The sequence below is a fragment of the Sphingobium estronivorans genome (assembly GCF_008692605.1).
Lineage (GTDB): Bacteria > Pseudomonadota > Alphaproteobacteria > Sphingomonadales > Sphingomonadaceae > Sphingobium > Sphingobium estronivorans.
Window position 1 is genome coordinate 41,027 of record NZ_LFCT01000003.1, and the last position, 20,289, is coordinate 61,315.

Annotated in this window: 16 protein-coding genes; all 16 read right to left on the reverse strand. The window is 65.6% G+C overall.

Translation table 11 applies throughout. The features are described from left to right. Positions 1–3: 3 nt before the first annotated feature. The 16 genes from F7P65_RS02955 to F7P65_RS03030 all read right to left on the reverse strand — a co-directional run bounded on the left by F7P65_RS02955 (position 4) and on the right by F7P65_RS03030 (position 20,288). Complete coding sequence (locus tag F7P65_RS02955; RefSeq protein ID WP_150290268.1) at positions 4–1,758, reverse strand: MFS transporter; 1,755 nt, start codon at positions 1,756–1,758, stop codon at positions 4–6. Then, positions 1,758–2,510: an FkbM family methyltransferase gene (locus F7P65_RS02960; protein ID WP_150290269.1), complete on the reverse strand. Its 753-nt coding sequence runs from the start codon at positions 2,508–2,510 to the stop codon at positions 1,758–1,760. The genes F7P65_RS02955 and F7P65_RS02960 overlap by 1 nt, the downstream gene beginning before the upstream one ends. Further along, positions 2,507–3,658: a glycosyltransferase family 4 protein gene (locus F7P65_RS02965; RefSeq protein WP_150290270.1), complete on the reverse strand. Its 1,152-nt coding sequence runs from the start codon at positions 3,656–3,658 to the stop codon at positions 2,507–2,509. Before F7P65_RS02965 ends, F7P65_RS02960 begins: the two co-directional genes overlap by 4 nt. Further along, complete coding sequence (locus F7P65_RS02970) at positions 3,655–4,941, reverse strand: MATE family efflux transporter (RefSeq protein ID WP_150290461.1); 1,287 nt, start codon at positions 4,939–4,941, stop codon at positions 3,655–3,657. Before F7P65_RS02970 ends, F7P65_RS02965 begins: the two co-directional genes overlap by 4 nt. A 29-nt stretch (positions 4,942–4,970) precedes the next feature. Continuing rightward, positions 4,971–5,723 (reverse strand): class I SAM-dependent methyltransferase, encoded by a 753-nt coding sequence (locus F7P65_RS02975; protein WP_150290271.1) that lies wholly within the window; start codon positions 5,721–5,723, stop codon positions 4,971–4,973. 62 nt (positions 5,724–5,785) lie between these two features. Continuing rightward, positions 5,786–6,919, reverse strand: a complete 1,134-nt coding sequence (locus tag F7P65_RS02980; RefSeq protein WP_150290272.1) for a glycosyltransferase family 2 protein — start codon at positions 6,917–6,919, stop codon at positions 5,786–5,788. Further along, entirely contained in the window at positions 6,919–8,268 is a 1,350-nt protein-coding gene (locus F7P65_RS02985; RefSeq protein ID WP_150290273.1) for a sugar transferase, read from the reverse strand. Before F7P65_RS02985 ends, F7P65_RS02980 begins: the two co-directional genes overlap by 1 nt. A 63-nt stretch (positions 8,269–8,331) precedes the next feature. Next, positions 8,332–10,227 (reverse strand): XrtA/PEP-CTERM system amidotransferase, encoded by a 1,896-nt coding sequence (locus tag F7P65_RS02990; RefSeq protein ID WP_150290274.1) that lies wholly within the window; start codon positions 10,225–10,227, stop codon positions 8,332–8,334. A gap of 90 nt (positions 10,228–10,317) precedes the next feature. Next, complete coding sequence (gene xrtA / locus F7P65_RS02995) at positions 10,318–11,862, reverse strand: exosortase A (RefSeq protein ID WP_150290275.1); 1,545 nt, start codon at positions 11,860–11,862, stop codon at positions 10,318–10,320. Further along, positions 11,859–13,082, reverse strand: a complete 1,224-nt coding sequence (locus F7P65_RS03000) for a TIGR03087 family PEP-CTERM/XrtA system glycosyltransferase (protein WP_150290276.1) — start codon at positions 13,080–13,082, stop codon at positions 11,859–11,861. Before F7P65_RS03000 ends, xrtA begins: the two co-directional genes overlap by 4 nt. Next, complete coding sequence (locus F7P65_RS03005; RefSeq protein ID WP_150290277.1) at positions 13,079–14,140, reverse strand: FemAB family XrtA/PEP-CTERM system-associated protein; 1,062 nt, start codon at positions 14,138–14,140, stop codon at positions 13,079–13,081. The genes F7P65_RS03000 and F7P65_RS03005 overlap by 4 nt, the downstream gene beginning before the upstream one ends. Continuing rightward, complete coding sequence (locus F7P65_RS03010; RefSeq protein ID WP_150290278.1) at positions 14,137–14,982, reverse strand: XrtA system polysaccharide deacetylase; 846 nt, start codon at positions 14,980–14,982, stop codon at positions 14,137–14,139. Before F7P65_RS03010 ends, F7P65_RS03005 begins: the two co-directional genes overlap by 4 nt. A gap of 3 nt (positions 14,983–14,985) precedes the next feature. Then, positions 14,986–16,215, reverse strand: a complete 1,230-nt coding sequence (locus F7P65_RS03015) for an XrtA/PEP-CTERM system-associated ATPase (protein ID WP_150290279.1) — start codon at positions 16,213–16,215, stop codon at positions 14,986–14,988. A 30-nt stretch (positions 16,216–16,245) separates the two neighbouring features. Continuing rightward, a complete protein-coding gene (locus tag F7P65_RS03020) occupies positions 16,246–17,832 on the reverse strand; it encodes a hypothetical protein (RefSeq protein ID WP_150290280.1) in 1,587 nt (528 codons plus the stop codon). Further along, positions 17,829–18,764, reverse strand: coding sequence for a P-loop NTPase family protein (locus tag F7P65_RS03025; protein WP_150290281.1), 936 nt, complete (start codon positions 18,762–18,764; stop codon positions 17,829–17,831). Before F7P65_RS03025 ends, F7P65_RS03020 begins: the two co-directional genes overlap by 4 nt. 12 nt (positions 18,765–18,776) lie before the next feature. After that, positions 18,777–20,288: an XrtA system polysaccharide chain length determinant gene (locus tag F7P65_RS03030; RefSeq protein WP_150290282.1), complete on the reverse strand. Its 1,512-nt coding sequence runs from the start codon at positions 20,286–20,288 to the stop codon at positions 18,777–18,779. Position 20,289 lies beyond the last annotated feature (1 nt).

Below are 20,289 nucleotides of genomic sequence, written 5' to 3' on the forward strand. Positions count from 1 at the left end.
GCCCTAAAGCACATCCCCTGATGCGTTGAAGGCATCCTCTTCCGTTTCGGGCAGCGGCGGCTGGACCGGCTTGTCGCAGCCCTCTTCCTTCATATGCGCGCGCAAGGCATCCATGCGGCCCAGGTTCCAGCGTGCCAGCGGCACGCCCAAGGGCCGGAATTCGGCGCGGTCGAACAGTTCGACCACATAATTCTGGCAGAGATTATCCACCTGATCGAGCGTCAGCATGCCAAGGTTCATCACCATCGGCTTGCCTGGCACACCATTGCGGCCCCGCACCAGATCGGTGACATACAGGCCGCCGCGCGGATCGACCAACACCACGTCAGCCTTCGATGCGTCGATCATGCGGTGGCTCGCGGCATAGGGCGCGACAAACAGATGCGTACGCCAGACAAGGAAGGCGCTGACCAGCAGGGTGATCCCCACGCCCAGAAACACCGGGCGCATTGCATCCGCCCGGAAACGCGCCCACCCCAGCCCGGCGAGCAGGCAGAACGGCCCGATAAAGCCATGGGCATAGCGAAATCCCCAGCCATAACCCTGCGCCAACGCCAGCGCGCAACCGGCAAAGCAGCCCAGCGCGAGCGGCAAGGCGATTTCCTGCCCCCGGACTGCCCTGCGCCAGCGCATCGCGAACACGCCCAGCGTCGCCAGCGGCACCATCAATATATTGTTCCAGGCGGCGAAACGGCTGAGATTGACCAGCGGCTGCCAACGATCGCCCAACCGTTCGAACAGGCTGCCTACCTTGTCCCCCACGCCTGCGGAGGGTCGCACATCGGTCGGCTGACCCAGCACATGGGTGAGGAAAGCCGGCCAGAGCTTGGCCCAGATGATGACGATGGCCACCAGCACGAGGATATGGAAGATCGCGACCTTCCACCGCTTGCCGAGCAACATCCACAGGATGAACGGCGCGATGAAGATCGGCGGGAAGTGCCATTGATGCAGGCCGGCCGCCGCCAGCGCGACGACCGCCGCACTCAGATGCCCGACCAGCCCGCCGCGCAGCACCAGCGCCAGCCAGACCATGTTGAGCGCGAAATGCCCGGTCATGGCATAGGGCGTCATCGCCGTGACCCAGAGCTGCGCCGAGGACAGACCGAGCAGCATGGTGACCCACACCGCGTCGGGCCGGTCGGGGAAAAGATGCAGCGCCACCCGCCACAGCGCGAACAGCCCGGCGATCAGCAGCGCAGGCCCCGCCAGATTGGGATCGCCCAATTGCCAGAACAGCGCCTGGATCGCGCTGTTCACCGGCAGATAGGCCGCCGTCCAATAATCCGCCGCGCCGAAGGGCGAGAAGAATTCGGGCATGATCGCCCGGCGATAGGCCTCCCACTCCATCGGGATCGGCCGCGCCAGAAAACCTTCCCGCATATAGGCGGCGGCGAAGCGCGCCACCTCCTCGTCGCGGGAGATGGAATAGTCCTGGAACAGCCAATAATGGCCCGCCCAGGCGACCAGACCGAAAAGAACGATCAGCGGCACCATCACCCGCGCGCGGGGCAAGGGCAGGCGCCAGCCCAGCCCTTCCGCAAAGGGCGCGGCCAGCGTCAACAGCAACAGGCCGCCCAGCAACGCCGGAAAATCCTGATCCAGCAACAGGATGACAGGCAGGCTGATCCCCTGTCTGTAGGTCACATGCCAGAGGAAGGTCCCGCCCAGCCACAGCGTCAGCCCGATCGCGCCCGCAAGGAACAGGCGGGTGGCGCTGATACCATGGCTCACTCTCGGGCGGTTGCGAACGTCCATCAGCAATCCTGCGACAACAGCGCCTGATTGACGAAAATACCGTCCATTTCGACCAGCAGCGGGAAATGCCCCTTATTATTGGCGAAAAAAGCCGATGGCACGAAGGCGCGCTCGGCGAGCCAGTCGATCATCGCGCGATAAGCCGTGCCGCCTTCATAGATCGGACGGACACCGAGTTCGGTCTGGACGCCGGCCATGTCGCCTAAGGCCCCGCCCGCGCCTTCGCAGACGGAAAGGTCATGCCCCTGCGTGTCCATCTTCAGAAACGGCCGGACAAAGCCATGCGCCGCTTTCAGTTCGGGCAGCAACCCGTCAAGGCGGCGGCATTGCATGTCGACCGTGCGCGTCACCCTGTTGCGCTCGGCAAAGATCGCATCCTGTTGGTCGGATGGTTTCTTCAGGGAACTGAACTGATCGGCCGCCATGATGTTGAAACTGGCCGTGCCGTCGAAGTCGGACAGCGCCATGTTGAACACATGCCATTTGCCGTCCGACGCAGCCCGGCTCTCCAGTTCCGCGAAAATCTCGGGATTGGGTTCGAAGGACAGGATCGTGCCCCTGAACGCCGCATCCTTGCGCAGCATCGTCGCATATTGACCGCGATTGGCACCGACGTCGAACACGCAGTCCACCGCGAAGGCGCTCAAAAACCGGCGAAGCGCCTGAATTTCGGGATATTGATGGACCCGTCCGGCGAGGGCGAGGCGCATCGCCAGCATCCGGTCGCCCAATTCGCGCACATAACGGCTCATGCGCCGGGCACGCCGCGATAGATCGCGCCATAGATCGCGAGGGTGGCCGATGCCATGTCCTTCCAATTGCCCATTGAATCTCCATAGCTGCGGGCATGCGCGCCCAAAGCCTGCCTGATGGCCGTGCTTTCTACGAGGGGCAAGAGGGCATGCGCAAGCGCCGCCGCATTTCCTGCCGGTGCCTTTACGGCAACCTCCGGCGGCAGGCTGACGAACATGCCCGCGTCGGACGTCACCATCGCCTTGCCATGATGCAGCGCCGATAGAAAGGCGCCGCTGCTGTCGATATGGCGATAGGGAAAGACCAATATGTCCGCCTTCGCCATATGCGCGTCCAGCCGCTGTTCGGTCAGGAAGCCCAGATCGGGGATCAGCCGCTCTCCGAAACCCTCCGCGCGCACGCTGTCGAGCAGCGGCGCTATGTCCATGAAGGGCTTGCCCGCCAGCACCAGTTCGAAACGATGCCCCGCCCGCCACAGCGACAGACAGGCCTCCACCAGCAAGTCGACGCCCTTATAGGGCCGGATCGTGCCGAAGAAGAGCAGGCGCGGCATGGCGGCATCGGCTACCTCCGCCAGATCGCCCGGCCCGGCGGCCGCCAGACACATCGGCGGATGGGGCGTGACGTGAATGCGCGCCGGGTCGACGCCCTGACGCTCCAACGCCGTCCGGGTCGTCTCGCCATGGACGATCAACCCATCGAACAGGTCCAGCAGGGCGCGATAGCCCCTGCCCTGCACACCCGCATCGGCATGATAGGCATCGGCATTATGAACGGTGTGGACGAGCTTCGTCCGGCCCTTCAGACGCCGCAGCATGATCCGGTCGGCGGGCGCGAGCGGGAGCCATTGCATATGCGCGACATCGGCCTTCGCCAGCGCGTCGAGATCGCCCATAGCGCAGCTCAGCCCATATTCGGCGGCCTTGAGCAGACGGAAGGCCCGCCCCTCCCCGATCCGCTGGCGCAGCGCTTCGCTCCGGCGGAAGAAGCGCGCTTCATAGCGATAGCCCTGCGGGATTATGGCGTCGGTCGCCCGCATCGGACGACCCAAAAGCGTGACATCCGCGCCTGCCGCCGCCATCGCCGCGCACAGGCTGTCGTCATAGCGCCCGGTGAAGAGCGAGGGATCGCACATCGCCACCTTCATGCGCGCCTGCCCATCAACTGGCGCAGGGACAGGCCGTGGATGCCGGCGGCCACGAACAGGGTCAGCGTGTAGAGGAGGATGAACATCAGGTCGAACCGATCCGGCGCGAACATCCGCGCGAGAGGGACGCTCAACAGCGAGCCGGTGAGAAAGGGCAGCGACCGCCCCAGCAACAGCGTGAACCGGCCAAGCGCGCCCTGCACATAGACAGACACGCATATCACGGCCAGCGCCAGCAGGGCGCCGTCGATCAGCCACAAGTCGACGCGATCGATCGCCGCACGTCCGTCGAACAGCTTGGCAAACAGCCATTCGCCCAGCAGCAGCAAGGCGCCCGACGTCCCCAGCGCGAAGAACAGCGCCACGCCCAGCGCCCGCCCCATCAACTGGCGCAGGCGCGCTCTGTCGCCTGCATGAAAGGCCCGTGTGATGCGGGGCAGCGCCGCCTCCACCATCGCCCGCACCAGCATCGAGAGCGAGCGCGACATCTTGAAGAAGAAGTCGAAGATCAGCATCGGCCGCGCATCATGGGTGGCTGCGGCTATGGTGAAATAGGGCGCGTTATAGGCCAGGATTTCCGAGATGGTGAACGCCGCCGACGCACCGATGTCGCGCAGATAATGGGTGCGCACATGCCCGCCGCCGACGCGGAAGGACAACCAGTGCGCCGCCCGCATGCCCAACCGCCGGTGCACCAGAAAAATGGCATAGCCGATCACGGCGACGCTGACGCAAAGCTGCAAGGCGACGGACATGCGCGGATCAAGCCCTTGCAGGATGAACAGCAGCAGCGCGATGGTCATCACCCGGCGCAGGCAGTCGAGCGCTTCCCAAAGGAAATTGCCGTCCACCGCTGCCAACGCCCTTTTGGCGAGCAAGGCGGGCAGGTTGAGGCAGGCCGACAGGAAGAACAGCAGGAACAGCAACGGCATGCCCGTATGCAGCCCGCCCAGCGCCAGCGCGATCAGCAATATCGCGAAGCCGCCGACGATCAGCAGGCCGAGGAACAGGAACAGCACGCCCATTTCCTCCAGCCGGAAGCCCCCCGTCTCGTCCTTCCCCAGACCCAGCCAATGCCGCCGCAGCCGCGCATAGATGATGCTGGTGAGGCCGAACTCGGCGGAGATGGTGAAGTTACCGAACGCCACCAGCAGCAGGAAGGACTGAAACTCCCGCAATGGCAGCGCCCGCACGAAAACATAGGTGACGGCAAAGCCCCAGATCAGCGTCAGCCCGACATTGGCGAGCTTGATAAGGGCAAGGATGCGGGCCGAAGCCTCCATCCGGGCGAGCGCCCTGCCGAGCGGTTCGCTCACCGGGGCAAGGTTCCGGCGGGCTTGCGGGCGCGGAACAGCCGGTCGTCCAACGCATAATGGTGCCGCGTGTCGGCGTCGATGCCACTCGCGTCAATCTCTTCCAGTTCGAAACCCGCCGCGCGGATGCGGTCCGCGAAATCCAGGCCATATTGGCGGACATGGTCCCACTGGCCGAAGCGGCGTTCGCGTTCGCGCGGGGGAATATCGAAGCTGCCGTCCTCGGTCGGCTTGTCCCATAACGGGACGATCAGCCAGGCTTCGCCGCCCGGCTTCAGAGCGCGGTGGATGTTCCGCAACACGGCATGATCGTCCGGCACATGCTCCATCACATGGCTGGCGTAGAACAGGTCGTAACGCTCGCTATCATTAAGCGCCATCAGGTCGACGCGCCGCATATTGGGCACTTGATAGCGACCCGGGTCGAGATCGGCGGGCGTATAATCGGCGGCGGCGGCAAAGCGGCGCACGAGGCTGGCTTCATTGGGCGCCATGTGCAGCACCGCGCCATCCACCGGGACGGTCAGCACATTGCCCGCGATCAGATGGTTCATCAGCCGCTCGCGCGGGGACGCGCCGCAGTTCGGACACCCCCATTCGCCATTGTCGCCATAGCGGAAGAAACCCACCACCGCCTGCCCGCAGGCCGGGCAGCCCCGGTTCGCCCGCGCGCCCAGCGCCTTGCGCACGGCCAGGAGGGTTCGGGTCAGATGCTTGCCGGCGACTTTCGCCACCCGCTGGAAAGTAATCACGCCTTGGCTCCGCTCAACATTGGGTCGCCTATACAATATGCCGCCGCTTTGGCGAGAGGAGATCAGCGCGACTTGGCAGGATTCCAGATGGTCACGGTGCGCCCGGTCATCGCCTTGAACACGCCCTGAAGGGTCGCGAAATAGGCGATCACGATGTCCACGACCGCCGCGAACGGCCCGCCCCTAGACCGCAACCCGCGCCAGAGGATGAACACGCCGGTCAGTCCGCAGATCATGTACAGCGTCGGCGAAATCCGCATTGCCAACGTACCGGCCGCGAGGATGCCGGTCAGGATGAAGATGCCCCCGAACCAGCGCACGATCTTGCGCGAGCCATATTTGAAGCGGTCCAACGCGCCCATGCGCCGCAATTGCGGCCGCAAATGGCTGTGCGTATGCCAGGCGCGGGCGGCGATCCGCACCTTGCGCCGATATTCGTCGCCCCGCGCCGCCACCAGTCGCTCGCGAGCGATGACGTCCCTGGCCTTGACCAACCGCTTGCCCGCAAAGACCACCGCCATGGAGACGGTCAGATCATCCAGCACGCTGTCGGGAAATTCGGGATAGAGCGCCCGCCGGATCGAGAAGATGGATCCGTCCGCCCCCAGCACATTGCCGGTCCGCGATTCCTCGTCCTTCAGCCTTTCCTCGATCCGCCAATAGAGCGAACCGACCGAGGCCGTGGCGCTTTCGCCATCGCCCATATAATGCAGCGATCCCAGCACCCCGCCAATGTCCGGGTCGGCATAGCGGGCCAGCAGATTATCGATGGCATCGCCGTCCAGCATCACATTGGCGTCGGTGAAGATCAGCACATCGCCCTGCGCGCGCGCCGCCAGCAGCTTCATCCCATGCGCCTTGCCGCTGCGCCCGGGTCCTCGCAGCAGCGTCACCAGATCGCCCCGCGCTTCGATCAACGCCGCCGTTTCATCCGAAGAACCATCGTCGAATGCCAATATTTCAAGGGCCGGATAGCGCGCCTTGAGCATCGCCAGATTGGCGAGCTTCTCCGGCATCGCCGCCGCCTCATTATAGGCGCAGAACAGCAGCGACGCGGACGGCACCGGCCCCGCCACGGTATGCTCGGGCCGGTTCGGCAGCAGGCGCAGGATCAGCGGATAGAAGAGAAACGGCCACGCCACCGCCATCAGCGACAGCAGCAGCACAAGCGCCGCGACAAGATCCACCGCGTCCATCAATAAGCCTTATGGTGCACCAGCACGCCGATAGTCGCGACGATGATGCGCAGGTCGCGCCAGATCGACCATTTGGTCACATATTCCAGATCCGACTGGAGCCGGTCGATCAGGTCCTGATGATGGTCGGTCGATCCGCGATGCCCGCGCACCTGGGCCAGGCCGGTCATGCCCGGCTTGATGCAATGCCGCTCCCAATAGCGCTCATCCACCTCCCAATAAAGGCTGTCCCCGGCCTTGGCGGCAGCGGCATGGGGGCGCGGACCGACGACGCTCATGTCGCCACGCAGAACGTTGAAAAGCTGCGGCAATTCATCGATGCTTGTCTTGCGCAGGAGGCGGCCGACCGCCGTCACGCGATCGTCGTCGCGGGCGGTCAGCTTGTCCGCCTTGCGGTCGCTCGCCTCGACCCGCATCGACCGGAATTTGTAGATGCTGAACGGGCGGGCGTCGCGACCGATGCGCGGCTGGCGGAAGATGATCGGGCCAGGGCTGGTCAGCTTCACCGCCAACGCGGCCGCGATCAGCACCGGCGACAGGGCGATGGTCGCCGCCGTCGCCACGACAATGTCGAAGAGGCGCTTGATCAGCCTGTCGCGGAACTGGAAAGGGCCGCCCGCCACGATGATGGTCGGCTGACCATCAAATTCATCCACCCGTGCGGGCGCGAAACGCAGCAGTTCCGGCACGACGATCTCCCCCCGCGCGGAAAGCGATTTCAACGCCACCGACCAGTCATCCATCCGTTCCATCGGGCAGGCGACGATCACCCGCTCCGCCATGCCCACGGCAGCGGCAAGGCGCGCGGCCATGTCGGCATCATGGCCTCCAGGGCGCAGACCGGCAGCAGCAGCCTCGATCACTTCCATGTGCGGGCCGGTGTCGATGGCCACGCCGTCCATGATCACGACGGTCAGATGCGGCACCTCGCCCAGCAGCCGCGCGCCGAGGCGGCCGATGGCCAGCCGCACCATCGCCACGCTGGCCGCCGAAAAACCAAGGCCGACGATGAAGGTCAGACGCGAAAGCTGCTCGGCGATCTTGCCGAGATAGACGATCAGCAGCATCAGCATCGCCGCCTGTGCCAGAGCGAGCAGCCCCCGGAAAATGCCGCGCCGCAGATTTTCCAGCATATGGATGCCATAGGCGCCGCCCTGCACGCCCAGCAGCACGTAAATCGGCGCGATCATCGCGAACATGACCAGGCCGTGCGGCTTGCCCGGCTCCCCCGAAAAGGCGCCCAGCACCAGCAGGTTGGCAAGCAGAAAGGACAGGAAAAGCCCCGCCATGTCCCCCAGCAGACACAGCAGGTACAGGCGTACCCGCACGATTTCCTTGGAGACTGTCACCTTTGACCCTGTTTACCTTAGCGTGTCCGCTCCGTTGGCACTGCTGGAGGCGGCTTTCAAGAGTTAGAGCGCAAAGAGCCGTGCCAAAGCCTTATCCAGCATCAGCAATTGCCACAGCAGCCGCCCGTGATCGGCCAGTCCGGTCTTATGATCCGCCGCGACCTTGCTCAGCATCTTCGCATCGAACCAGCCGGTCTTCGCCAGCGCCGATCCGCCCGCAATGGCGCTCGCCTCGCCCGCCAGAGGCCCCCGGAACCAAGCGCTGATGGGCGTCACGAAACCCATTTTCTGCCGGTAGAGAATATCCTGCGGCAGATAAGGCTCCATCGCCTTCTTCATGAGATATTTGCCGCTGTTGCCGCGAATACGCTGGGCAACCGGCAGGCGCGCGGCGAACTCGACGAGCCGGTGGTCGAGCAGCGGCTCGCGTGCTTCCAGACTGACAGCCATGCTCATCCGGTCGGTCTTGGTCAGGATATCGCCGGGCAACCAGATGCGGATGTCGGCATATTGCGCCCGGTCCAGCGGATCGCGGGCGGACGCCTGCGCCATCGCCTTGATATAGCGATCCTCCGCCCGATAGGCGCCGAGCCGCGTTTTCATGTCCTGACTGAACAGCTTCTGCCGCAAGGCATGGGGTGTCACGCCGACCGAAGCGGCATAGGCTTCTCCGCCCTCCCCCGCCAGCTCGAGGAAAGTCGACTTGGCCCGCAGCGGGCGCGGCGCCCAGTCGGCCTTGGGATAATAGCGCCCCAGCGTCCCGAACAGGGGCTGCCGCACCGAAGCCGGAATCAGGCCGCGCAGCCTTTCGCCCTGCATGTGGAAACGATGGCGGCGATAGCCGGCAAAGGCCTCATCCGCGCCATCGCCCGACAGCGCCACCCTCACCTGCTCCCGCGCCAGTTGGCACACCCGATAGGTGGGCAGCGCCGAGGCGTCGGCAAAAGGCTCGTCGAAATGCAGCGCCAGCGTGTCGATCAGCCCATAATCGTCCGGCGACACGATCCGCGTACGATGATCGGTGGCAAAGCGCCGCGCGATCCGGTCGGCATAGGCGGTTTCGTCCAGTTCCTTGACGTCGAAGCCGATGGTGCAGGTCTTAACCGCCTGTTTCGATGTCTCGGCCATCAGCGCCACGACGCTGCTGCTGTCCACGCCGCCTGACAGGAAAGCGCCCAGCGGCACATCCGCCACCATCCGCGAGCGCACCGCCTGCCGCATCAGCGCGACCAGTTCCTCCTCGAGCGCTTCGGGTTTCGCCTTGCTGCGGTCGGCAAAGCTGATGTCCCAATAGCGCTGCGGCTGGGGCAAGGGCCGCCCGCGCACGATGCGCAGCGTCTCCCCCGCACCCAGCTTGCGCACGCCCGCCACCATGCAGGCGTCGTCGGGCACATAGCCAAGGCTAAGATAATCCTCGACCGCCGACAGGTCCGGTGCCCGGCGCAGCAAGGGATGGGCGAGCAGGCTCTTCAGTTCCGACCCGAAGATCAGGCTGCCGTCCGACAGCAGCGCATAGTGCAGCGGCTTTACCCCCAGCCGATCGCGCACCAGCCAGAGCGCCTGCGCCCGCGCATCGAACAGGGCAAAGGCGAACATGCCGTTGAACTTCTCGACGCAGGCCTCGCCCCATTGGCGATAGCCGTGGAGGATGACTTCGGTGTCGCTGTGCGTGCGGAAGACATGGCCCTTGGCCTCCAGCTCCGCGCGCACTTCCAGGAAATTGTAGATCTCGCCGTTGAAGACCACCGCCAGGCTGTCATCCTCGGTCAGCATCGGCTGCGCGCCGCTGCCGATATCGATGATCGACAGGCGCAGATGCCCCAGCCCCACACCGGGCGCGGTCCAGATGCCGCTGTCATCCGGCCCGCGCCACGGCATGGCGTCCAGCATCAGGCCGACCCGCGCCGGATCGACCGGCTTGGCCGTTTCAAGATGGAAAATGCCCGCTATTCCGCACATGCGAACAGGCCCTAAAGCATTTTGAAGTCAGCTGAAACAGCGACGACTCGCAAAATGCGGAAAACAAACGGCGAGCAGGCATTGGCCCGATCAATTGAATCGGGTCACTGCCTGCTGGGTTCCAAGGCTGCGGTCAGCCAAATCCTTCACATCGCCCAATTCTTGCAGGAAGGCGCTGATCGCTGCGTCCGCCGGACGTCCGGGCCTGTCTTCCGCCGACACCAATATCGCGGCGGCGCGCTGATCGCCGCCCAGCAGGCGCGCCTTCATTGTCTCCAGCTTCACCAGATGCCCGCTGCCGGTCGGCCTCCCGGTTCCAATGACATAGAAGCTCACCACATGGCGCACGACCCGGCCGGGGCCGGTGATCTGCTCGCCACGCGCATCGCCCGGCGCGGGGGCAGGCTGCGACCATGTCCAGCCGCTGTCGGCACCGGCGGCGCCCTGCCCGAAGCCGACCAGTTCGCGCCCTTCATCCTGCCGGTCGAAGGTCACGATGGCGAGATCGACAGCCTCTCCTGCCGCGTTGCGGTAACGCGCCATGCTCAGATAATCCGCGCCATCGAAGCGCGGCTGCCACGGATGGGGCCGCGGTTCATCGCTGCGAACCCAGCCCTTTACTACCGGCATGGCGGGTGCGCCCGGCAAGGGCTGTCCCGCCGCGGCGCTCGCCGTCAACCAGAGCGGCGCCGCCACGACGATCGCCAGCGCGCCGCCCGCGATCGGTCCCGTGGCCGCGCTTCCCCTGTGCCCCAAGCGTTCGGGATCGAACCAGGGATCGCCGGGCTTGCGGTCGAAAAACGGCCAGGCTGTCGCCATGACCAGCGCCAGGACGATGGCGAAGAAAATCCAGCCATAGACGACATGATCGAAGCCCGCCGCCGCATCGATGGTCGTGAGTTCCGCCACGAAGATCGTGGCAAACGCCCGTACGCCGTTGGCCAATATGGACAGCGCCAGCGCCCCGGCCATGAAGGCGATTCGCCGGCTCCAGCGGGTGAAGCAGAGATTGCAGACCAGCAGGCCATAGGCGGTCATCGCAATCACGAACTTCGCGCCGGAACAGGCCTCCGCCACCTCGAAATAGCCATTGGGCGTGGTGATGAAGATGCCCTGCATCTGTGCCGGAATGCCGGTCAGGTGGAGCAGGACCATGGAAATATGCGCCGTCAGAAGCTGGAGGGGCGCGACGATCTCCTCGCCGAACGGCACCATGAAGAAGGCGTAGAACAGCGGGAACAGCAAGGCCCGCGACACAGCGGGTCCCAGCAGCGCGATCACCGTCCCCTGCAACATCAGGATCAGCGCCCCATGACGGACCACCGCCACGCCCGCCGCCGCCCCCAGCATCCAGGCGAAAGCCCCCACCGCCAGCCAGATCAGTCCCGGCGCCCAGGCCGCCGGCTCCAACCGGCGAAGGCCCGGCAATCGCTGCTGCACCAGCCATGCCACCAGAAACGGGATGAACAGACAATGTCCATAGGTGGATGCGTTCCACCAGATCGCCATCATGCCCAGAACGTCGCGATGGAACAGCGCAAGGATGGTGCAGGCCATGATGCCGAGCGCCGTCAGATGCCCGCGCCAGCCAGCCAGCCCGACCTCCGGCTTCATCGGCAGGACACGCTCGATCATGCGGCTCTCACGGCAGGCGGCGATCCGAACAGCATGTCCGGCAGCGCAGCGAGCGTCGCGGACCAGCGATAGCGATCCTCCATCCGCGCCCGCGCCCCCTGACCCAGACGCCGGGCGCGATCCCTGTCGGACAGCAATGCGACGATCTTCTCCGCTTCCTGCGCGGGATCGGCGGCGATCAACAGATGGTCCCCGTCCCGCGCATCGATCCCTTCGGCGGCTTGCGGGGAGGCGACGACAGGCCGCGCCATGGCCATCGCCTCCAGCACCTTGTTCTGGATGCCCCGCGCGATCCTGAGCGGCGCCACCACCACATCCGCCGCCGCCAGCCAGCCGCGCACATCGGGCACGGCGCCGGTCACGACCACGCCCGGCAACGCAGCCAATGCCTGAACCGCCTTGGACGGATTGCGACCGACGATCGCGAAAGTCACTTCAGGATATTCAGCGCGGACCGCAGGCAGCGTCTCACGCGCGAAGCTCTCCACCGCTTCGACATTGGGGCGATAATCCATCTGTCCGGTAAAGACGAGCAACGGCGCCGCCGCGCGCTCCACCGCCGCGAAATCCGCCACCGGATCGAAATAATCCAGCGCCACGCCATTATCGATGGCGACGATGCGATCCGGCCCAAGCCCGCTCGCCTCGCGGAACAGCGCCGCCTCTGGCTCGCTCACAAAGGCGCAGAGATCGGCGCGCTCCGCCACCTCCCGCTCGAAATCGAGCAGCACCCGCCCCTCGCGCCGGTTGACCCACGCCATCGGGCCGAAGCCTTGCGCGCCATAAGCGGCATATTTGGCCGAATCGAAATCCACGAAATCCATGACGAAGCGCACCCCCTGGGGCAGCACCGGCACGAAATGCGCCATTTGCGCGGAATAGGTGACGACCGCCTTTATGGGCCGCTCCGCCAGCGTTTGCGCGACCCAGCGATGCAGCCCCGGATGATCGAACAGCGACACCAGCAGGGACTGCCCCGTCGCCAGCCCCTTCAGCCCCGCGGCCACCCGTGAACGGTCCCGCATCAGCACGCACTGGCTGGCGGTCATCTGCGCCATGTCGGGCGCAAACCCCATGTCCCGCGCATCATCCGCGAAGCAGCCGACATGCACGGGGGCGACCTGCGCCATCCGCTCCAGCAGATGATAGGAGCGGATCTTGTCCCCCCGGTCCGGCGGAAAAGGGATGCGATGGCAGAGAAAGAGGATCTCGCCCGTCATCCCAACCCCCGGGCGATGAAAGGCCCGATCAGGTTCGCCACCGGCAAGGGCAGTTTCTTCCAAAGGTCGATCCGCCGCTGATATTGCGGGCTGTTGGGATTGATGTCGCGCCGCGCGCCGGTCGCCGACCAGCTATGATAGGACAGCGGCACCGGATCGAAGCCGAAGCTCTTCTTCCACGCCGCCTGACCGCTGCCCGTCTTGGAGCGGCCAAAGTCGAAGATCCCCATGCCACGTTCGCGCCCATGGGCCATCAGCCGATAATACATGAGTTCATTGGACCGCAACCGCCGCGCGTCCCCGATCCCGCCACCCCAGAAGGGCATCACCCGCCCCTGATGATAAAGCGTCAGCACCGCCGAAACCGGCCGGTCGCCTTCCAAAACGACCAATATGTCGGCATCCTCGCCAAAAGCTGCCAGCACCTCGCGGAACAGTCGCGCCGGAAAGACCGGGGTGCCGAGATTGCGCACGCTTTCCGAATAGACACGATAATGCGCCTTGAGATGCCGCCCCTCCCGCCCGATCTCGACCCGCAGCGCGTCGTTCGCCAACGCCTTGCGCAGTTCGGCGCGATGCTTGCGCGGCACGGCCAGCAGCTCCGCCTCGTCATCGCCCGCTATCGGCCGCGAAAAGCCGAGGTGACTGCCCTCGTGCAGCGTCCAGCCCTCGCCCGGCACCGGCCCGCCGCGTATCTCGACCGAGGCGATGCCGGCCTCCCGCGCCAAGCCCTCGCAGGCGGCGGCCAGCGCGGACACCGCCGCCGGATCGGTCGCCAAAATCCCGCCATCCACGGCAAAGCCCGACGATACCAGCGCCTGCCCGAACAGGGCGCTCTTCACATGATGCAGCGGCAGCAACCCGACAATCGGGCCGGAGGGCGCCACCGCGGCCAGCATATGCGCGCGACTGCCCGTCCCCCGCGCCACGCCCAGCAGCCACGCCGGACGATGAAAGGGCGTACCCTCGGGATGCGCCAGCACGAACGCGTCCGCCGCCTGCCGTTGCACCGGATCGGCCAGGTCCAGCGCCGTGACCATGATCTCCCCCGCCCTCATGCCGCCCGCGCCGCTTCCCGTACGGCCAGCGCATCCACGCGCCCCCAGGAAAAGTCGCGTGTCAGCCGACGCAGCTTGCCCGCCATGGCCGATAAATTGGTGTAGTGCCGAAAGCGCGAACGCAGCGGCGCTCCGGCGACACGCGGCTGCTCCGGGTCGATCTCCCACGGATGGAAATAGATGATCGCGGGCCGTTGATCCCGCCGATTGACCTGTCGGATCGCCCAGCGCGAAAAGCCATAGGGCAGCAGCCGGAAAAAGCCGCCTCCCCCTGCCGCCAGCGTTCGTCCCGCCAGCTTGGCCGTCGTCACCGGCAGCTCGACCAGCGGCGATCCGTGAACCGGCTTCCAGGCAAAACGCGGGCTGTCCGGCCAGCCATAATGATCGTGCCGGATCGGCGCAACGCTGCTGGAATAGGCATAGCCTTCCTCGGCCAGCACCTCATGCGCCCACGGCACCCGCCGGTCGATGGAGAAGCTCGGCGCGCGATAGCCGGTCACGGCCTGTCCGCTCGCATCCTCCAATATCGCCCGCGACCGGCGCAGATCGGCCCGGAACTGCGCCCCGTCGAAGGTGAAGACCCGCGCATGGTCATAGCCATGGCTCGCCACTTCATGTCCCGCCGCGACGATCCGCCGCATCAGCGCGGGATAGCGCTCGGCCACCCAGCCCAGCGTGAAGAACGTCGCCTTGACCCCGGCCTCATCGAACAGTTCCAACACCGCATCGGTGTTGCGCTCGACGCGATGGGTCAGGCGAGCCCAATCCTCGCGCCGGATCGTGCGCTCGAACGCACCGACCTGGAACCAGTCCTCGACGTCGACGGACAGGGCGTTCAGCATGGTTCAGGCGGCGGCGCTGTGCGGCGCGGCACCCATCCGCTCTTCGCGCTCGACCCATTCGACCAGCATCGTCAGCACCCGGCGCAGCGCGGTGTCCTGCTCGGTCACGCGGAACTCCAGCGTCGAAAGCCGCTCCTCGATCAGGGTGAAGCAGTCCTTGAGCGCTTCGGGATCGACGCTCGGCGCGCTGCGCGCAAAGTCATTTTCCGCCCGCAGCATATCGATCTCGGCCCGCAGCGAATGAATCTCGTCCATCAGATTGACCGCCGGTTCCGTCCGTGCGGCGCGCAACGCCTCAACCTCGGCCCGCAGCGCCGCAACCTCGTCCGATACCGCCGTATCGACGGCAACCGGCGCCGGCATTTCGATCAGTTCCTCTGCCTCATCCAGCACGCTGTGCGCCATCGGTTCGGGCGTGACATCGGCATCCGCGCCCATATCGGCCACGACCGCATAGACCACTTCGGCATCGATCACCGATAGCTGGTCCAGCGCGCCCAGCAACAGCACGCGGCTCACCAGCACGTTGATCCGGCGCGGCACGCCGCCCGTCGCCGCATAAATGGCGGCAAAGGCTTCGGTCGTGAACTGCGGATCGCCCTGCCAGCCGACAAGCGACAGGCGGTGCATGATGTAAGGCTCGACCTCGCGCCGCATCATCGGGTCGAGATGATGGGTCGCAATGACGCGCTGGCGCAACTGCTCCAGTTCCGGCGACTTCAGCAGGTCGCGAAACTCCGGCTGGCCGAGCAGGAAAATCTGCAACAGCGACTGGCCACCCAACTGGAAGTTGGACAGCATCCGCAGCTCCTCAATCGCCGAGATCGGCAGGTTCTGCGCCTCGTCCACGATCAGCAGAGAACGGCGCCCCGCCCGTGCCTGCGCATGCAACCAGCCCTCGATCTGGCGCAGGATCTGCGCCTTGGGCATGCCGTCCACCGCCAGACCGAAGCTCTGCGCGGCCAGACGCAGCATGTCGTCGCCCTCCACCTGGGTCGACACGATCTTCACCGCCGTCAGCCGCGACGGGTCGATGGTGTTCATCAGGTGCCCGACCAGCGTGGTCTTGCCCGCGCCGATATCGCCGGTGATGACGATGAAGCCCTCTCCCTGCGCCAGACCATAGCCCAGATAGGACAAGGCCTTGCGATGCGTCGCGCTCTCGAAATAGAAATGCGGGTCCGGCGTCAGCTGGAACGGGCGCCCCTGCAATCCGTAGAACTGATCGTACATGCCTATTTCTCCAGCCCGTGGGGCTCCAGGTTAAAAAGTATAGCGCAGGCCAAGCTGGCCCATCGCGTTGATAACGCTGTCCAGCTTGTCCGCCTTGGCACTGTCGATGCCGACCGAGGCCGACGCCTGAAGATTGCGCGTGACGAGGCGATAATAGCTGGTGAAAGCACCCAGATTCAGCACGTCCAGACGGTTGCCGCTGGCGTCGAAATAATTGGCATAGACCGCCGCATCGACGCTCGACTGGCCGTCGATCCGATAGGTGAGCGAGGCATTGCCATACCAGTTCTGGTCCCGCGTTCCGCGCACGAACACCGTCTCGCCCGAGGGCGTCACGAATTTGCGCTGCGAATAGCCAAGACCGATGCCCATCCCCCAGGGTCCGCGCTCCGCCGCATATTGCGCCGCCACGCCGCGATAACGGAAATTGGCGCCCGTAATGCCCGCCAGCGCATCGTTGAAACACTGTCCGCCGCCCGTCGAGGAGAAGGCGCAGCCGGTAAAATCGCCGGTAAAGGGATTGCGCACCAGATTGAGGTTGCTGCCGGACAGTGCGGCCACGTCGGAGGTGATGACCCGCCCGAAACTGTCGATCCCGTCGAACACCACCAGCGCGAAACTCTGGCTCCGCCCCTGCCAGATGAAGCTGCCTGAATAGGTCATGCCGCCATAGCGCTCGCCCACCCGCGCCGTCAGCGAGGTGCGACGGCTCGGCCGCCACAACACGCCCACATCCCAGATAATGTCGTCGAAATCGTAGATCAGCTGGCGGGGCGAGCTTTCATCGGTGACATAGCGGCCGCTCGAGGAGATCAGCGGCACGCCATTGCCGTCGAGCAAGGGCGAGCGCTGGCTGATCTTCATATCCTCATAGCCGGCGCCGCCGATCAGCGCGACCGTGGGCGACACCGGCAGCGTCGCGTCCAGTCGCGCCCACTTATCCTCGAACCGCTGGTCGAGTTGGCTCGCATCCTCCCGGCTGTAACCCGCGCTGGCAACCAGACCGAAGGGCATCCACACGCCCGGGCGGACGCCCACCGACCCCATCAGGTCATGGGTCGTCGAATCCGCGAAGGAACTTCCCCGCGCCACGCCCGGAAGCGCAAGGCCAGGATCGTCCTCGACCCGCGCATAGCCGAGCCGATAGGAGGCGTTGATGTCGAGATCGCCGAGCCGTGTCGTATAGGACGGCCCGATATAACCGGCATAGACTTGGCTGCTATAGCCGTCGTTGCGCACCGCTGCGCCCGACAGCCCATCGGTCCGCACCCGTGTTGCAAGGCCGCCCGCATTCAGCGTCAGCCCCCGCGCCACGCCATACCGTCCGCTGACAATGCCGCTGATGACATCCTGATCGCTGATCTGGCCGCCCCAGCCGAAACTGCGCGCATATTGCAGGTCGGCCGAGGCTTCCATGCGCCGGGTCTGCACGCTGGCCGTCACGCCTGCGGTGACATTGGTGTAGGTGAGAACATCGCCGCCGCCTTTGATCGGCGCGACCACGACCTGATCGACGCCGAGATAGGGCGTGACATCGACCTTGCGCTGCTCGTCCCGCGCAAGGGCGGGCGAGGTCAGAGCAATCCCCGCAAGAATAAGGGCAATGCGGGACATCATCCGTCGGCATTTCCCTTGGCATAATAGCTGCCGAAGCGCCGCCCGCCGGTGGAGAAGCGCACGCCGTTCAGCAACAGCTTTACCTGCGGCCCACCCTTCAGCAGGCTCGCGGCATCGCGCAGCGCGCTTTCGGTGGTGCTGTCGGCCCGCACCACCAGCAGGGCGACGGCGGCATGGCTCGCCAGCACCGCCGCCGGGGACGCCGCGAGCAGAGGCGGCGAATCGAACAGGATGATGCGATCCGGCCGCCCCTCGGTAAGGCGGTTGAGCAGCATTTCCGTCCGCGCCGACGCCAGATATTCGGTGTCGTTATTGCTCCGCTGCCCGGCGGGAAGCACGGACAGCGAGGGGATATCCGTCCTCAGCACGCAATCCTCGATGGCGACCGCCGGATCGGCCAGCGCATCCATCAATCCCAGCCCCGCCGTCAGCCCCAACGCGTCGGGAATGCCCGGCTTGCCGAAATCCGCATCGACCAGCAGAATGTCCCGATCCTTCTCCGCCGCGAGGCTGAGCGCCAGGTTGATCGCGCAGAAGCTCTTGCCTTCCCCGCTATGCGCCGAGCAGATGAGGACGCGATTGCCGCGTCCGGCTTCCGCCAGCACCGCCAGCAGATCGCGCTTGAGCAGGCGAAATTCCTCGCTCATTGCGCTCACCGGCCCATCGGGCAGCAAATAACCCGCCTCGACCAGCGCAATGCGGTCGATCGCTTGCACAGGGCCGGTCCAGTCCGGCGCGCGATAGCCGGTTTCCGGTGCCTCGAAGGCGGCCGGCGCGGGCTGTGCCATCTCAACGTCCGGCGACAGGAGCGGCTCACCCTCCGGCACTTCCACCGCAGGCGCGGCGCGGCCACGCAGGGCTGCGCTGAAATCGTAGATCTCGGTCGCGCGCTCGATCAGGGAGCCGCCGGACAGGGACTTATGTTTGTTCATCGCCAGTCCCCTTCACGCCAGCCCACGCTGGACAAATTCGATGACGATCAGCAGCAGGCACAGCGCCGCCAGCCCGCCGCTCGCCCCCGCAAACCATTTCAGCCGCTGCTTTTCCGCCGCGACCACCGCCGTGCCGACCGTCTGGCTGATCGATCCGATCACCGACACGCCCAGCGCCTTCTCCAGCCGCGCCGCATTGGGGAAACCGCCCTTCAACTGCGCCATCGCAAAGGCCGCGCCGATCCCCGCGCCCAGCCCCAGGACCAGCACGCCCAGCAACAGGAGCGGCCGATTGGGGGCCGCCGGAGCCGTGGGCAGGTTCGGCGGATTGATGACGCGGAACTGGACCTGTCCGGTTTCCGTCTTCACATCGCCGCGCAGGCGGATTTCCTCGCGATCGGCGAGCATCTTGTCATATTGGGTCTTGAGCACCTCATAATCGCGATCGAGCTTTTCCTGCTCGGCGGACAAGCCCGGCTCATCGCTCTGGCGCGAGGTCATGGCATTGAGGTCAGCCTGCAACTGCGCCTTGCGGGCGGAAAGCCCCTGCACCGTCGCGGCGCGCTCCGCCTGCATCGACCGGATCGACAGATAGGCGGGATTGGGCGTGCCCGCCGCCGTGCCACTTCCCTGACCGCGCAGCAGATTGACCTGCCGCTGCGCCGCGATCACATCGGGATGGTCGCTGGTGAAGCCGCGCGCCCGCATCGACGCCAGGTCGGCCTGCGCCTGAGCAAGCGCCGAAGGGCCGCCCGAAGCCCCCATGCCGGGCAAGGTTTGCGGCGTCCCCGCCAACTGCCCGTTCATCGCCGCCAGAGCGCTCTGCGCCTGCACGAGTTGCGAATCGATATTGTTGATTTCCTGCCGGGCGGCATCCATGCGCTGTCCGATCGAACCCGCGCCGGGCAACATTCCGGCATAGCGCTGCTCGAACTCGACGCGGCGCTGCTCGGCGGCGGCGAGTTGCTTGCCGCGGCCCGCCAGTTGCTGGTCGAGGAAAGCAAGGCTCTGCTTCGTCTCGACCTTGTCGGAAGACAGGTTGGTTTCCTGAAAAATGTCGACCAGCTTTTGCACGATCTGCTGCGAGATGCGCGCGTTGGCGCCGTCCGACAGTCCCGAATCCGCCCAGGTCGCGCTGATGTCGATCATGCTCGGATCGAGTTGCGCCACCACGGTGATGCCTTCGCGCAGCTTCGTGATCTTCGCCGCCACGTCGCGCGGGCCGTCAACCGTGCGGCTGAGGTCGGTTTCCCTGACCACCCGGTCCAGATTGTCCGTGCTGGCCAGCGTCTGGCGCACCCGGTCCAGATCCTGTTGCGACTGGACCTGGGTGATGCCGACCTTGTCCTCCAGCAGCGACTGGGTGTTCACATAGACCCGCGCCTTGGACTCATAGCTGTTGGGGATGAGCGCCACGCCCAGCCAGCCCAGCAGGCACACGCCCCAGGCAACCCCCAGCGCCAGCCAGCGCCGGGTCCAGATGCCGTGCAGGATGACCAGCAGTTCGTCGACCAGCGCCGCCATG